Source organism: Erwinia sp. V71 (assembly GCF_965644245.1).
Classification (GTDB): Bacteria; Pseudomonadota; Gammaproteobacteria; order Enterobacterales; family Enterobacteriaceae; genus Erwinia.
In genome coordinates this window covers 1-15,356 of sequence record NZ_CBFFRK010000012.1, presented here as the reverse complement: position 1 = coordinate 15,356, position 15,356 = coordinate 1, and the positions used below count along the sequence as shown (strand labels likewise).

At 59.4% G+C, this 15,356-nt stretch carries 15 protein-coding genes; 6 read left to right on the top strand and 9 right to left on the bottom strand.

Going from position 1 to position 15,356, the window contains the following annotated elements; genetic code table 11:
• Positions 1–337 precede the first annotated feature (337 nt).
• The 5 genes from ACSZO1_RS04635 to ACSZO1_RS04615 are packed head-to-tail and all read left to right on the top strand — an operon-like array spanning position 338 to position 5,011.
• Positions 338–787, top strand: a complete 450-nt coding sequence (locus tag ACSZO1_RS04635) for a TIGR03757 family integrating conjugative element protein (RefSeq protein WP_437610005.1) — start codon at positions 338–340, stop codon at positions 785–787.
• A complete protein-coding gene (locus ACSZO1_RS04630) occupies positions 784–1,734 on the top strand; it encodes a TIGR03756 family integrating conjugative element protein (RefSeq protein WP_437610003.1) in 951 nt (316 codons plus the stop codon). The genes ACSZO1_RS04635 and ACSZO1_RS04630 overlap by 4 nt, the downstream gene beginning before the upstream one ends.
• Positions 1,731–3,134 carry an integrating conjugative element protein gene (locus ACSZO1_RS04625; protein ID WP_437610001.1) on the top strand — a complete coding sequence of 468 codons (1,404 nt, stop codon included), beginning with the start codon at positions 1,731–1,733 and terminating at the stop codon, positions 3,132–3,134. The genes ACSZO1_RS04630 and ACSZO1_RS04625 overlap by 4 nt, the downstream gene beginning before the upstream one ends.
• The gene (locus ACSZO1_RS04620; protein ID WP_437609999.1) at positions 3,131–3,481 is read left to right on the top strand and encodes a hypothetical protein; all 351 of its coding nucleotides are present in this window, start codon (positions 3,131–3,133) and stop codon (positions 3,479–3,481) included. Before ACSZO1_RS04625 ends, ACSZO1_RS04620 begins: the two co-directional genes overlap by 4 nt.
• A 12-nt stretch (positions 3,482–3,493) precedes the next feature.
• Positions 3,494–5,011 (top strand): conjugal transfer protein TraG N-terminal domain-containing protein, encoded by a 1,518-nt coding sequence (locus tag ACSZO1_RS04615; protein WP_437609997.1) that lies wholly within the window; start codon positions 3,494–3,496, stop codon positions 5,009–5,011.
• An 8-nt stretch (positions 5,012–5,019) separates the two neighbouring features.
• On the opposite strand, the gene ACSZO1_RS04610 is transcribed toward ACSZO1_RS04615, so the two are convergent.
• From ACSZO1_RS04610 to ACSZO1_RS04600, 3 genes are all read right to left on the bottom strand, one after another.
• On the bottom strand, positions 5,020–5,400 hold the full coding sequence (locus ACSZO1_RS04610) for a DUF3742 family protein (protein ID WP_437609995.1): 381 nt from the start codon (positions 5,398–5,400) through the stop codon (positions 5,020–5,022).
• 144 nt (positions 5,401–5,544) lie between these two features.
• On the bottom strand, positions 5,545–5,964 hold the full coding sequence (locus ACSZO1_RS04605; protein ID WP_437609993.1) for a type II toxin-antitoxin system VapC family toxin: 420 nt from the start codon (positions 5,962–5,964) through the stop codon (positions 5,545–5,547).
• Positions 5,961–6,215, bottom strand: a complete 255-nt coding sequence (locus ACSZO1_RS04600) for a FitA-like ribbon-helix-helix domain-containing protein (protein ID WP_437609991.1) — start codon at positions 6,213–6,215, stop codon at positions 5,961–5,963. The genes ACSZO1_RS04605 and ACSZO1_RS04600 overlap by 4 nt, the downstream gene beginning before the upstream one ends.
• 304 nt (positions 6,216–6,519) lie before the next feature.
• Between ACSZO1_RS04600 and mobH the strand changes: the two genes are divergently transcribed.
• On the top strand, positions 6,520–8,355 hold the full coding sequence (gene mobH / locus ACSZO1_RS04595; RefSeq protein ID WP_437609989.1) for a MobH family relaxase: 1,836 nt from the start codon (positions 6,520–6,522) through the stop codon (positions 8,353–8,355).
• A 339-nt stretch (positions 8,356–8,694) separates the two neighbouring features.
• Here mobH and ACSZO1_RS04590 read toward each other — a convergent pair whose 3' ends face one another.
• The 6 genes from ACSZO1_RS04590 to ACSZO1_RS04565 all read right to left on the bottom strand — a co-directional run bounded on the left by ACSZO1_RS04590 (position 8,695) and on the right by ACSZO1_RS04565 (position 14,699).
• The gene (locus ACSZO1_RS04590; RefSeq protein ID WP_437609986.1) at positions 8,695–9,462 is read right to left on the bottom strand and encodes an SDR family NAD(P)-dependent oxidoreductase; all 768 of its coding nucleotides are present in this window, start codon (positions 9,460–9,462) and stop codon (positions 8,695–8,697) included.
• A gap of 187 nt (positions 9,463–9,649) precedes the next feature.
• Positions 9,650–10,054: a nuclear transport factor 2 family protein gene (locus ACSZO1_RS04585; RefSeq protein ID WP_437609983.1), complete on the bottom strand. Its 405-nt coding sequence runs from the start codon at positions 10,052–10,054 to the stop codon at positions 9,650–9,652.
• Positions 10,055–10,092: 38 nt separating this feature from the next.
• Entirely contained in the window at positions 10,093–11,106 is a 1,014-nt protein-coding gene (locus ACSZO1_RS04580; protein WP_437609981.1) for a zinc-binding alcohol dehydrogenase family protein, read from the bottom strand.
• A gap of 85 nt (positions 11,107–11,191) precedes the next feature.
• A complete protein-coding gene (locus tag ACSZO1_RS04575; protein ID WP_437609979.1) occupies positions 11,192–12,841 on the bottom strand; it encodes an MFS transporter in 1,650 nt (549 codons plus the stop codon).
• Complete coding sequence (locus ACSZO1_RS04570; RefSeq protein ID WP_437609976.1) at positions 12,838–13,953, bottom strand: HlyD family secretion protein; 1,116 nt, start codon at positions 13,951–13,953, stop codon at positions 12,838–12,840. The genes ACSZO1_RS04575 and ACSZO1_RS04570 overlap by 4 nt, the downstream gene beginning before the upstream one ends.
• Before the next feature lie 35 nt (positions 13,954–13,988).
• Positions 13,989–14,699, bottom strand: a complete 711-nt coding sequence (locus tag ACSZO1_RS04565; protein WP_437609974.1) for an SDR family NAD(P)-dependent oxidoreductase — start codon at positions 14,697–14,699, stop codon at positions 13,989–13,991.
• Positions 14,700–15,356 lie beyond the last annotated feature (657 nt).

Sequence of the window (15,356 nt, the reverse complement as noted above, 5' to 3'; positions counted from 1 at the left end):
GACCTCCGGACTGAAAAGAGAAACCGACGCACCTGTCGGCTGACCGCAAGCCTCGTCCTGTCGCGGTGAGGGGCATGCCGACACCGTGAGAACCTTCCCGGAGCCTGGTTAACCCGCTCAGAAAAGGTTCTCCAGTCTTCAGGCTGGCATCATTTCCGTCATAAGAAAGCGCTGCTCCACAACTCCCCAGGCAGTAGTGGCCTTAACGATGAATATGTAGGTTTGCGCGGCAAGCACAATGCGGACACGGCTGGTTTCCGATTGTTGACTGACCCGCGGGCACGTTCCGGATGAACTCTGAGACTCCACAACAGCCACCTGTTTCAGGAGTCCGGACATGCTCAACCCGCTTCGCCCTCAATCCGGGCCAATACGCTTTCCATGGGCGGTAGCCAGTGCCTTGTGCGTTGCATTGGGCCTGGCTGGTCAGACGGCCAGCGCCGCAGAAGTAACGGTCTTCACCGACCGATCTGTCACGCTGAAATCGACGGATGGCGCCAATGTCGTCCATCTCGACGCTGCACAGGAAATCGAGGCCAGCCTCGCGGCCGATCTGCCTGCTGATCCCCATCTTGCCCAGGCCATCGTCCAGGGACGCCTCCAGCAGGGCGGCCCCCAGCTGCAACGCGACCTGGCTTCCGCCTGGCAGGGCGTGGCCGATGCCTGGAGCCTCAGCATTTCCACCGTTCCCGCTGTCGTGGTCGACCGGCGCTACGTCATCTACGGTGAGCCGGACGTAGCCAGGGCGGTAGCCCGTATCGAGGCATACCGGAGGGCCCAGCCATGAAGCTCGCCCGTCGTCTCCGCGCCGTAATCGCGGCCCTCATGCTTGGAACCGCATCGTCGGCCTTCGCGCTCAATACGGCGACGATCACAGCGTCGGCCCTGTCTCCCGATTGCCTTGAATACAGGGTCGTCGGGATCTGCTACTGGCTTTTCTGCTCCACCTTCGGCTGCTCAGTACGGACATCGGTAAAAGTTCGCCATTACGTGCCCGATGCTGTGGTTTCCAGCTACGCCAATACTGGTGAGAACCCGTGGGTCGAAGTGCGTGCCATGAGCATGCCGAACACCACCGCACAGGCCGGCGGCGATGGCACGACGAACCAGGACCAGGAAAATAAGCTGTCGAAGTTCAAAAACGCTGACGTGATCGGTCACCCCGGCGGCACCGTCTTGGGCCAGCTCGCCAGCGCTTCAGGCTATTCCTGCGAAGGTGCAGGTACGGCCTTCATGCCGTACCTGCTAAGCACGCTCGACACTGTGGCATGGCGCTATAACGTGCCGGAGGCCGTCTATCCGGAAGCGCTTATCCCTGGCATGCGCGAAATCGGGGGGCGGACCTCTCTCAACCTGTGGGGCGCCGTCTACCCAAGGGGTGGATTCCTGCACCAGAGCGACGACTACAAGAGTGGTGCCGTCGTCGCACAGCGCGCCGGCGATATCGTCACCCGCCGCGGCCAGATCCACGTCTACCAGCCTCTGCTCGCCACTGCGCGCGACGGCTACTGGCCAGCAGGCGAGCTCGTCGAAGGCGACGCCTCCACGGGCAAGTGGCAGGAACTCACCCCCACGATGTCCAGTTCGTGCGCCGTCTTCCCCCATTCGAACCCTCGCGTCCAGGCCCAGCAGGGCGACTATGCCTGGGCGCTCTGGCGGCCCTACAGCTGCTGCCAGCGCCGCGGACAGACTTTTCTCGGCAGCGTCGACTTTAGCGGAGGGGCCGCACAATGACTTCATCCCCCACTCTTTCACTCAGCAAGCACTTACGCCAGGGCCTGCTCGTTTGCGCCCTGACGGCGGCATGCTCTGGCGCTGTCGCCCAGACGAGTGTCAACGAATATGGCCTGCAGCATGGCGGCAGCGTCATTGGCGACGATGTGCTGTACAGCATCGGTGGAGGACGAGCCGTGTCCATGACGGGCGCGGCCAACATGCGCTCGATCGGCGTTGGCGTTGGCTGGAACAGCAACCTCATTTGCGGGGACATGAGCCTCACTACCACGCTGCAGAACCAGTTGAACGGCATCACCAACGGGTTCCAGACCATCATGTCGAACGTGATCCAGAACGCCACCAGTGCGGTCGCTTCGCTGCCCGCGCTGATCATCCAGCGCGCCGATCCCGGTCTCTATAACCTGCTCACCAACGGTGTCCTGCAGGCCAGGCTCGACTTCGACCGCTCGAAACTCACCTGCCGGGCGATCGCGAACAGGATGGCCGACATGGCAGGCGGCCAGCTCGGCTGGGATCAGCTCGCGGAAGGCATGGCACTCAAGAAGGCCGTTGCCAGCACCGATGCGGTTTCCGCGATCGAGGAGGCAGAAAGCAGCAAGGGCAACGAAGGCGTGCCATGGGTCGGAGGCGACAATGCCGGCGGCTCGGGCCAAGCACCTGTTCGTGTGGTCGCTGACGTGATGCGCGCAGGCTACAACCTGGTCAACGGCCGCAGCGTCGATGACAATTCGTCCATCGATTCCGGCAGTTGCGGCGACCGGCTGACCTGCCAGACCTGGACCTCGCCGCAGGCTGCCGTCACCTGGGCCACGCGTGTGCTGGGCGAGCAGGAACAACGCACCTGCGAGAACTGCACCAAGACGCAGACCACGCCCGGCGTCGGGCTGACACCGCTCATTCAGGAAGAGTATGAAACCAAGCTGGAAAGCCTGCAGGAACTGATCTCGGGCAGCAAGTCGATGAGCTTCGACAACCTTCAGGCAGCCAGCAGCAACTCGTTGCCGATTACCCGCGGTGTGATCGAGGCGCTGCGTGACGAACCTGACCAGGACATCCTCGCAAGGCGTCTCGCTTCCGAGGTTGCGCTCGCCAGCGTGCTGGAAAAGGCATTACTGCTTCAGCGCACGCTGCTGACCGGGCGGATGGAGCCGAATGTGGCAGCGAACGAAATGGCCCAGGAGGCGGTCACGCAGGAAAGCAATGTTCTCGACCGCGAGATCAACAACCTCAAGACCGAGCTCGAACTGCGCCGCGAGCTGGCCAACAACTCCCCGATGCAGATCATCCAGCGCCACGGCACCCGGGCTGCGGGTTCGCGTGGCGTGTATCAGGGCGATCCCGTTCCCAATCGGCTTGACGAGTTGCAGCGCTCACAATCGGGAGGAAACAATCCATGATCCCAGCCTGGCTTCGCATGCGATGGTTGTTCAATCGCCGTGTAGGTTTTGCGATCTTGTGGACGACCTTGCTGCTTGTTGTGGCGATCGCCATCAACCTGACGGGCATCCGTGTGCTTGGCAGTATCGAAGGGTGGGAGCGCTGGATGGACGACCATTCGGGCTATTTCCTGGCCTGGCGTCTGCTGCTTTATGCAGGTGTCGCCTGGGGATGGCTCTGGATGCGTAAACGGGTTCTGGCCCGCGAACCCGGCAGGGAATCACACCAGCGCCTCATCCGTGTCGAAATCGCCGGTGTGGTGGCTCTGGCCGTTCTTGAAGGCAGCCTGCTGCTGCAATCCACCTGAGCGGAGGACACGATGACGCTCTACACGTCCGATTATCTGGAATATTACCTGACACTGGTTGGGTGGATCGTTCATAACGGCATCTGGTCGGTCCTGGTCGCCAGCGGCCTGTTTGCGCTTCCGTTTATCGCGATCGTCATTCAGGAATGGCTGAAGGCACGCGCGGAGGGGGCTGACGAAGGCAACAAGGGCGTGCTTTCCTCGATGCGCATCGAAAACCGGGTCTTCGTCGCCATCGTGGTGATCATGTTCGCCGGCATTCCGTTCATCGACGTGGATCTCAACACCATCAGCTTCGACCAGTCCCGCTCCAGCCAGTGCCAGGTGAACGTTCCCGCGCCCAGCGATACGGGTTGGGGCCAGTCATTCACCACGCTCAACAACCAGTCCGCCAAGGTGCCGGTCTGGTGGTTTTTCATGCACTCGATCTCCAGGGCGGTCACCAGCGCCGCCGTCGCGGCGATCCCGTGCGGAACCGACCTGCGGCAGATGAGGATGGACATCGACAACACCCGTATCGACGATCCCTTGTTGGCTCAGGAGGTGACGGATTTCGCACTCAATTGCTACGGTCCGGCTCGGGCCAAGCTGTTCATGAACCGGCCGAACCTCAGTGAGGAGCAGATGGCGGACGTCAGCTGGATCGGTTCCAGCTACTTCGTCGACACCCCCGGGTACTACGACACCTATCGCTCCAGTACGCCTCGCGAATCCTGGCCCTACGATGCCAGTCGTGACGCAGGATTGACCGAAGTGCCGAGCGGCGCCGGATACCCGAACTGCCGGCAATGGTGGTCAGATGGTTCAACCGGACTGCGCGCGCGCCTGCTGGCTCAGGTCGATCCCAACCTGCTGTCGCGCATGGCTAACTGGGCTGGTTTCATCTCCAGAACCGAGCTGGACGATTCCGTAATCCGCGCCATCGCGGCCCCGCGTCAGCAAAAGCTGAACCAGGGTGCCGTCTACACCGATTACGGCGGGCAGATCGAAAAGACCTTGCCGAATGTCGTTACGCGGGCTGCAGGCGATGTGGGGATGGCGGTTGGTGCCTTGAGGCTGTTCCCGGCGATGGACGTTATGCGCCAGGCGCTGCCCATGACGTTGTCGCTCCTCAAGATGGCGCTGGTGATCTGCATTCCGCTCGTACTGGTGATCGGCACCTACGACCTGAAGACCGTGGTGACTGTCAGCGTGGTCCAGTTCGCCCTGTTCTTCGTGGATTTTTGGTTTCAGTTGGCGCGCTGGGTCGATTCCACGATCCTGGACGCGCTCTATGGATGGGGATGGGGCTACAACCGTCCGATGACCAATTTTGATCCGGTGATGGGATTGAACAATGCGTTCGGCGATATGCTGCTTAACTTCGTCATGGCGACGATGTTCCTGGTGCTGCCTGGGTTCTGGCTCGCCGGACTTAGCTGGGTCGGAATTCGTACAGGCTACACGATGCAGGGGCTTATGGAAGGAACCAAGGGCGCCACACAAGCCGGCTCAAAGGGGGCTGGTGCCATTTCCGGCAAACTGAAGTAATCTTCTGCTCAAAGGTCCTTTTCATCCGGATAATCCGGATGGTCAAAATCGTTGTAGAGCACGGGATCGTATCCGGGTGTTTTTCTAAGTTCGTGCAGATCAATGAACGGCCACTCATCTTCCTCTGCATCGGCACCACGGCCAGCTGACCAGGCAACTGCAACAGCGAACAGGAGTAGCAAGGCGAGCCAGAACGCGACGTAGAAGAGAACGCCAAGCAGCACGAGCTTGGCGAGCCACAGGAGAGCCCACGCCACCACCGCGGGGGCACCTTGCGCAACCAGCCACCGAGCAGCCTTCTTCTCAAAGCGGGCATAACCACGCCAGGCACGCCCCATGCCGCTACCGAACCGGTAAGCCCATCGTTTGTTGTGTGCGTGCGTTGCCATGGTCATATCCTCACTTCTCTCTGCTGCATCAGTTCATCGTAGAAACATCTTCCTGTGTCGTTCGCAGACGGTTGGAGGCACTGCTTTCCTGAATCGGGTCACCACAAGGGAGCTATGATCGTCCCCGCTTTTCAAGCACCTGGTTCAACGCTTCCATGGATCGATGACCGTGACGCCGCAGTCCACGAAGTCCTTGACATTGCGGGTTGCCAGGCTGGCGCCTCGCGACTTTGCAATCGCCGCGATCATGGCGTCGAACTGGCTGATCGGCTTGCCCGCCAGTTTGCGTGACGCTGCGATTTCAGCGTAGGCATCGGATGCGTCATTGTCGAAGCCCAGCACCTGTCCGGCCATATCTGAAGCGAAGATGCCGTGGATCGCCTCCAAGAGCGCGGCCTTGCGCTGGCCGTCCGGCAGCAGGCGCGCTCCATACAACAGCTCCGCCCGCGTAACTGTCGAGGTGAACAGCGCTGAGCGAGGTTGCTGTGCCAGCCACGCCAGCGCCAGCGCATCCGGAGCAGGGCGAAGCGTTTCGGACAGAACGTTGGTGTCCAGAACAATCATGCACCAAACTCCGGCGGGTTGCGAATGGCTTCCCGTGCCGGCAGGTCCAGCTCGATCCCGCCCAACGGTTCCACCCGTGCCCGGATAGCCTCGACCAGAGAACTATCGCGCGAAGTCTCGGTCGACAAAGCTGCTCGCAGGATATCGCGCGCCTCATCTTCCATCGAACGGCCATGCTGAGCAGCCTGCACACGCAGACGCGCCTTCAGCCCCTCGTCGATATTCCTGATAGTCATTGTCGTCATCGCCATGGCACACCTCCGTTAGTCATTGACTTCATATTAGTCATTGACTAACGGAAATGCAAGATGGCGACTTTCGCCTCGACATGCCAGATGACAGGGATCGGGCTACCGTGCGAAGTGACAGCGGACGACGACAAAAGGACGTCATCCGTTCCGCATTCCTTCTCGCTGAGACTGGCCCAGCGGGCTATATCAAAGGGTTTCGGCAAGGGCAAAAGGTCGGCAAGGGGCAAGGGAATGGGGCCCAAGGGGAATGGGCCTATCCGGAAAAGGAAAAGGCTTTCTGGCGACCGTAACTTCAGGTGCTTTCATGTTCGCGCTATTCCAACGAAAACGACCTGTGCAGGCCGCTCCCACAGCGCCCGCCACCGCAACAAAGGCCAAAGGGGTGATGCGACCGGAGACGGCCGCCTCGCTGCTGTCCACCGCGCGCCGGCAGAAACTGCTGGAGCACATATGGCAGCGGACGTCGCTCTCACGTCAGCAATTCGCAGTGTTGTACCTCGGTCCACTGGAACGGTACGCTGAGTTGGTCCAGCAGTTTCCGGCATCGGAATCACACCACCACGCCTATCCGGGCGGTCTGCTTGATCACGGGCTTGAGATCGTGGCCTATGCGCTCAAGTTGAGGCAGTCCCACCTTCTGCCCGCGGGAGCGACACCGGAGGATCAAGCCGCGCAGGCTGAGGCCTGGACAGCTGCCACAGCCTATGCGGCGCTGTTGCATGACATCGGCAAGATCGCGGTCGACCTGCACGTCGAGATGAGCGACGGCAGTTTGTGGCATCCCTGGCACGGGCCGTTGCAGCATCCATACCGCTTCCGTTATCGAAAGGATCGCGCGTACCGCCTGCACAACGCCGCGAGTGGATTACTTTACAACCGGGTGCTCGATCGCGAGATACTCGACTGGCTCAGTAGCTACCCGGAACTGTGGACGGCGCTGCTCTATGTCCTGGCAGGCCAGCATGAGCACGCCGGAGTATTGGGAGAACTGGTCACGAAGGCAGACCGCGCTTCCGTGGCGCAGGAACTCGGCGGCGATCCCGCCAAAGCGTTGGCCGCCCCCAAACATGCATTGCAGCGCAAATTGCTGGAAGGGCTTCGCTACCTGCTCAAGGAGGAGCTGAAGCTGAACCAGCCGCAGGCGTCGGATGGCTGGCTGACACAGGATGCCTTATGGCTCGTGTCCAAGACGGTCTCGGACAAGCTGCGCGCTCATTTACTATCTCAGGGAATTGAGGGGATTCCGGCCAACAACACGGCCGTCTTCAACATCCTGCAAGACCACGGCATGCTCCAGGCCACCCCGGATGACAAGGCTATCTGGAAAGCGGTCGTCACCAGTGACGCTGGCTGGACACACACGTTCACGCTGCTTCGCCTTGCACCAGCTTTGATATGGGAAGGCAATGAGCGTCCGCCGGCGTTTGAGGGAACCGTGGAAGTGGTGCAGGACGACACCGCTGCTACGGCGGAGGCATCCCCCACTCCACCCGACGCTGCGGAGCAGCCTTTACCGTCCACGGGCACGGTGCCCGCTCCAGCGCTCTCCACACCAGCACCTGGCAGGCAAATATCCAGCGGGGATAGCGTTGACGCTCTGCTTGATTTGCTCGGGACGCCGGATAGCGCGCCCCCGGCGTCTGTGAATGAACCGGCCGAAACAGGCTCCGGGCTGGAACAGGAGCCTGTGCTGCCATCGCCTGCAGCTCCCTCAGCAACCGATGAAAAAAAAGACGGTCAGGTGCTTCCGTCCGGCGAACACTTCATCGCCTGGCTGCGACAGCATATCAGCACCCGCAAGCTGATCATCAACGACGCCAAAGCTCTGGTGCATACGGTAGCTGACACGGTCTATCTGGTCAGCCCTGGCATATTTCAGCGCTATGCCCAGGAGCACCCGAATATTGCGTTCCTCGCCAGACAGGAACAAATCGCCGACTGGCAATGGGTGCAGAAACGCTTCGAGAGGCTCGGATTGCATCGCAAGCAGGATAGCGGCCTCAACATCTGGACCTGCGAAGTGACTGGGCCGAGGAAATCACGTCGATTGCACGGCTACCTGCTGGAAGATCCCAAAGCAATTTTCGTGGATGTTCCGCCGAACAACCCCTACCTGACCGTCGTCTTTCAACCGGGATAGGGGGACCAGCAAAGTCTGTCCGCCCGTCCCCCACCACCCGGCATGCGGGCCTGGGCAGGGCGGCTCGAACGATGCAAGTATTGTTCATCATCTGATGATTTACGTTCCACGCTTCCTCCCGCGCCGGTCGCCCTCACTCAGTTGCGCTTACTCCGTTCGTTGTGACCAACTTGCGGCGGGCCTTGCTCCTGCAGGTGCGCCCATGCCGGGCGCACAAAATAAAGACGCATCCAGACAATCGGATGCGCCTCCTGCACAACGGGAATCACTGTGTTCGAATGTAAAGCAGAAGAACTGGCTTTAAAGTCCGCTCCATTCGCAACCGGTTCACTACAGCATCTAGTTTGTTGTTAAACCGCCATCGACGGCGATGACTTGTCCGGTAATCCATGAGGCATGGTCGGATGCGAGGAAAACAGCGGCGTCCCCAATGTCTTTCGGTGTTCCCAAACGCCTTAACGGATAGATCTCGCCCACCATGTTCTGAAATCTGAGTTTCGCATCATCATCAAGCCGAGCAAGATTGTTGTCGAATGCTGTCGTCCGCACGCTGCCTGGCGCAATGGCATTAACCCTCACGCCTTTTTCGCCAAGCTCGAAGGCCAGAGCCGCCGTCCACGCGTTCAGCGCACCTTTCGTCATTGAGTAAGCCGTTGTCGATCTTCCAGGCAGCATCCTGTGCGCGAAATAGGACGAGATATTTATGACTGAGCCCCTGGATTCCATAAGACTCGGCAATAGCTTTTGCGTCAGCAGAAAGGGGGCCTTTATGTTCGTATTTATATGGTCATTCAGCTCATCTTCACTGGTATCCAGGAAAGGCAGAAATCTACCGATGGCGGCGTTGTTGACCAGCACGTCGATCCTTTCCACCCGGGAGCGGATGTGTGACACGCATTCTGTGAGTCTTTCCGTGTCACCCAGGTCGTGCGCGATGGTAATTACGCTCTCCGGATCGCCAGCAATGTTTCTCTTCGCTGCCTCTAGCCGTTCCTGGTTCCTTCCTATCAGGCAGACGGTTGCGCCATGGTTCGCAAATTCTTTCGCAATCCCCAACCCTATGCCTTCACTGCCACCAGTAATGATCGCGATCTTTCCCGTGAGCATCTCAGTTTCCTTCTCGAAGCTATGTCTCTTGGACTCAGTCCAAAAGAAGGTTGGTGATCTCAGTTGGCTATGCTCTGCCGGATTACTCAGACTGGAAGCAGATCATGATGGCCGAACTGAAATCACCCGTCCTCGCTGTGAGCAGCGTTACCCTGCCGCACTGCGCGCTTGACACACGCTACTCGTGCTACTCGGCCTGCAGGGCGTCTCGAAGCGCTTCCGTGTCTTCGTAGATGTGGTAGAGAGTAATGCGGCCATCTTTCACTTTGCAGATCAGGGCCCAATCGCTCGAAAATTCTTTCCCGGTCTTTCGGCTTTTATGGCTAAGCGTCCCATAGAGCGCGGCATGCTCGTCCGCAGCGAAAGAGGATTCGATATCGAAACGTCCCGGTTCCAACAACTCAGCAAAACCACCAAAGAATTGCCTGGCGCCTTCATGTCCGACGAAGGTGCCGTGCAAAGGGTTGTGCGGGTTGGGGCGTGGCCGGGTAGAGATGAAACGCGCGTCGGGATCGACAAGCGTGAGCCCCTCATCCATTCTTCCTGCAAAGATGTGCCCCAGGAAATCCTGAACGATGCTGAGTGTTGACATGGGTACTTTCCTTTTAGTGAGTTGCCAGAGTGATTTCTTCAGAAGCCGGCCAGGACCAGTTTTCCAACCGTCCGGCCGCTTTCAAGCTGCTGATGAGCGGCGCGCAAATTGGCGGCGCTGATCGTTCCGAGGACCTGCGAGGCGGTAGAGGTCAATTGACCCGCGTCGATCATGCGGGACACGGCATTGAGAATTTCTCCCTGGCGTGCCTTGTCGCGTGTAGAGAACATGGAGCGGGTGAACATGAATTCCCAAAGAAAACTTGCGCTCTTGCGCATAAGCAGATTGAGGTCGGGGTTATGGTCAAACGGCACGATGCAGCATAACTTTCCCTGGGGCGCGATAAGGTCCGCCAATGCCGGATAGTGGCGGTCCGGATCGTTGAGCAGCAAGATCAAATCGGGTGCAGGCAGATGAAGGTCGTGAAGCTGGGCTTTCATATCCGCGAAATGATCGATGACCGCATGAGCACCAAGCTTCTGGCACCAGGCTCGCGACTCCGGCCTGGACGCGGTGGCGATGACGTTGAGTCCGGGAACCAGTCGCGCGAGTTGAATGGCTATCGAGCCAACACCGCCGGCGCCGCCAACAATCAGCAGGCTTTTACCTTCGGAGGGATGTTCATACGACAGCTTCATGCAGTCGATGAGCGCCTCCCATGCGGTCAATGCGGTGAGAGGCAGTGCGGCGGCGCTGGATGCATCAAGCGTCCCTGGCCGATGGCCCACGATATCCGCATCGATGACGTGTAGTTCGCTGTTGGCCCCAGGTCTGGTCAGGTCTCCAGCGTAGTAAACCGCATCGCCGACGGAAAAACCGGTCACCTTTTCCCCCGTCGCAACGACTTCTCCTGCGACATCCCAGCCAAGCACCTCGAAACGTCCGTCGTCCGTTTTCCGGCGACGTTGCCGGTAATCGGCCGGGTTGACAGAAATAGCCTGGACGCGCACCAGCAAATCACCGGGCCCTGGTACAGGATCGGGTATCTCCCGCTCTACGAGTGACTCTGGATCTTCCGCGGGAAGCGCTTTAACGACACCTATAGCTTTCATAAAATTTCCTTCGATTCATCAGGTTGGAGATGGTCTTACAAGGCGAGGGGATGTTTCCCTCGACCGTCTTGGTCCCCCAGCCGCGTCAACGACTTGCCGGTGGTGTTGGTGGTTTTGGAGGAGGGCCGAGAACTTTGAGCAGAACGAAACGTGAAATGATCAGCGTCGGAGCGGCAAGGCAGAAGAAGACGGTCACGGTCAAAAATGCTCGGTTCCATGCCACCGCCGCAGCCTGCGCGTTCAGTTGCTCTGCGATTTGCGTCATAGCCGCGGAAGCCGCATCGACTGCCGACAAACCGTTGTTGTGCATGAACCGACTTGTCAAACTTGCAAGACGGTCCTCCAGCACAGCTTCGCCGGAAGTCAGATGAGCGCTGAGTACCTGGGTATTCAATTCAGTCTGCCGCGACACCAGGGCCCCAAGGAACCCGGTTCCTGCCAATCCCCCAAGCTGGCGCGCAGCCGACATCAGCGCCGAGCCATGAGGTATCTTTGGTCCCGGCATCCACATCAGTGCCAGCAGCGTGATCGCGAGGAAAAGAAAACCCAGGCCTGCGCCGCGAAGCAGTATGGCGGGGAGAAGGTCCTCGACACCTGCACCAGCGGCCTGATGCCCGAGAAGCCAGGTGGCGATCATTAAAAGAATGACCCCCACAGGCACCGTCAATATGGGCGGCACTCGTACTTTGGGCAGCAAGTAGGCCGAAATGCACATCGCCAGCACAAAACTGGCTGCCCCCGGAAGAAGCAGTTCTCCAACCTGACGCGAGCTCATCCCCAGAGCGCCCGATGCGTAAGCGGGGATCAGGTAGGCGGTACCGAACAGCGCGAAGCCCGCAACGAAGCTCGCGAGGAACGCCAAGGAGAAGTACGGATGATGAAAGATCGAAAGATCGATCATCCGCAGGTGCGGCGCCTGCACGATGAGCCGCCCCGCCGAAAGTACAGTGAAGGCGACGCCCATGATCGCGTACACCACGATATGGGGTTCACTGAACCAGTTCCAGCGCTCTCCCTGTGTGGAAATATAGGCGAGACACGCTGCGGCGATCGTCATCATCACGACCAGCAATCCATCGAACGGAACGCTTGCTGAGGCAGCACGCAGGCCGATGCGCGTGGTATGCAAGAGAGCCAATGACAGCAGGCCGGTACCGATCGCACCGACGGCAATCCAACGCCAGTCAAAGCTGTCCAGGAGCCAGCCCTGCATGCCTGGTGCCAGCGCAGCGGAACCGGCAGACGAGCCCAATGCGAACAAGAGCTGCAAGCCGGGCTGCGCGGCACGATCAAAAGTCTGGAAAAACAGCGCTTGCGCGGAAACCAGCATCGCCCCGCCCGCCAGGCCAAGTCCCGCGAAAATCACCAGCTGCGCTGACCACCAGGCTGAAAGCGTCGACAGGCAGAACAGCGTCACCATCACAGACACGCCACACGTCATCGTTGCCCGTGTCCCCATCCATCCGCAGATCCAGGGCGCGACAAGAAAGCCCACGATTTTCGCTGTCAGATAGACGATGGTGAGCGATGCGAACTCATCGGGAGTCGTGAAGAGCAGACCGTTGATTTCGCTACGTGCGAAGCTCAATATCGTCGAACCCACCCCGTCCGTGAGCAGGGCTATCAACACGCCGGTGATCAACAACACCTTGCCTCTCAACAGCAATCTGCGAGAGGTTAGCCCCTTCGGCCGTCGTAGCCCGGCGGCGCTACCGATGCCGGTAGTGCTTATCATTGCACCGGGTCCTGTCGGTATGCCGTATGGGCTGTTGGGTTCCTGGTCGTCGCATCTGCGTGGGCATCCACGGTTCGATCATCGATGCGGATCGCAACTCGGGCGCTTAGCCCAGGCACAAGTCGCACCCCTTCCGGCACCTCTGTCAGCCGGATCTTGACCGGAACGCGCTGGACGATCCGCACGAAATTTCCGGTGGCGTTGTCAGCGGGAAGCAGGCTGAAGACGGAGCCAGAACCCGGCGAAATACTGTCAACAACTCCGCTAAACCGAACATCCGGAAAGCCATCGACCGAAATGTGCACCCGCTGCCCCGGTGCTACCTTACCTACATCGGTTTCACGCGGGTTCGCCTCGACCCAGAGAGCATCGATGGGGACCAGGTCCAGCACTCGTGTTCCCGCCGAGACAAAGCGACCGGTCTGAACCACCCGGCTACCGATTACCCCATCAATGGGTGCGCGCACCTCCACGGAGTCCAGATCGACCCGAGCCTCATCAAGGGAGGCTCTGGCTGACGCAAGGCTGGCGGCTACCGTCTCACGCTGGCTGTCCAGATACTCCAGTTGCCGCTCTGCTGTCAGGCGCGATGCCCGTGCCGCCCGTGCTTTCGCCTCCGCCTGGCCAAGGTCTGCGCGGGCGGAATCCACGCTTGCCACGGAAACCGCCCGGGACCCGATGAGGGTGCTGGCCCGATTGAAGGTTCTGCGGGCCAGTTCGAGACCTGCCTCGACCTCGGCGATGGTGGCCTGAGCCTGATCGATGGCGGACTCCTGAACTTTCCTCTGAGCGGCCAAATTGCCCATGTTTGCCCGCGCTTGCGCGACCGCTGCTTCGGCCACGGCCACGGCTGCCCGGTAATTGCGGTCGTCTATCCTGAACAGCAGGTCCCCCTTCCGCACAAGCTGGTTGTCGGTCACCAGCAATTCGACTACATGTCCGGAGACCCTGGGTGCGATCGCGGTAACGTCCCCCTGGACATAGGCATTGTCGGTCCGTACCTCATGGCGAGCAGCGCTGAACCAGTCCCACCCCCAGCTGGCCGCGGCAACAACAAGACCACCGAGCAGTGCGAGACGGACGGCTTTTGTGGCTATGACTTTTCCTGGCATTTTTCCCACCCCTTTGCTCAATCCCGCCAGGAGCCTTAAGGTGCGGCCTCTGAAGAAAGGCTGTCGCCAACGATGACGGAACGCGTATCGCGCGCCAGATTCATCTGCCAGAACTGCTCGGCGACATCCTCCGGATCTACCGATGCCTCATACTGCGCAGCACCTGCTGATTTCTTGACAAATCCATTGACGATCACTTCACCCACATAGATACCGCGCGCAGCAAGCGTCTGCGTCAGCAGGGCTGTGGCCTTGTGCTGCGCGGCCACAGAAACCGACATGGCGCCGAAATCCTTCGCGAGATGGTCGATTTCCGGATTGTCAAAAACCATGACTCCGCTTGTTGCCAACACGGAGCCACTAACTGCCTCCAAATCAGCGTGAACCGCTTGAACGGCCGTCACATATCCCACGACACGCACTGACAATGAGTATGAGAGAAGGTCCGCGGACGTCGAAAGCAAGTCGCCCTCGATGTCGCTAAACGCGTTCCAGTGGAGGATGCCAACTGGACCCAGCGCCTTGCGCGCATCCTCAATGACCTGGCGCACTGCTTCCGCGTTCCCCAGATCCGCGACGAACGCCTTAGCCCGGATACCGCTATCCCGCAGTGCGGACTCCGCTTCCGCGAGACGCTGGGCATTGCGAGCAATCAGTGCGACCGGATGACCGGCCGCGCCGAACCTGCGCGCAACGGCATCGGCGATGGCGGGTCCGTACCCGCAAACGATGATGGTGTTTTTCATGCTCAAGTCCTGTCTGGTGATATAACCAACTACAACGTTGGAGTTGAGCTTAGTGCGTTTTCGGATCAACTGCAACCCACTTCTTTGAACGGGAAGGACACCGAGCGCAGGTATCTGGAAGCGGCTTTGACCGGGATGCCCAATCCGGGGACCTCGTGGCACGGCGATCGAGCGGATTGCCAGGCACGTCGGCGCGAACAAGTGGCGCGTCTATAGGCCATGGCGGGTGTTTACCGGGATGGGCGCGCCCATCCAACACGACCGACTGCGCCCAACTAAAGCCGAAATGTCAATCCGGCCTACACAATAGCCAAGAAACGCATATTAACTCTTAAATATAGACCGATCTCGACTCCAATAAACATGAAATACTTTCAATAATGAATCCAGATCAACTTCTTGACTTCGTGAAGCTTCAATCATAATCTTAACACCAACGTTGCAGTTGGTTATAAGATATTAAATGCAACGCTCTTGTCTCACGTAAAAAGAGCCATTTGGAGCAAAGACTACACATCCTGGCAAAAATGAGCAGCGATTCCATAGTTCGGTTTTCGCGCATAAGTAATAGATCGCTCAATCGCGAATTCAGATAATAAGTGCAACGCTTGGTCATGTGGATGGAGGGACGGTTAGCTACCGATAAGCTATCCTGCT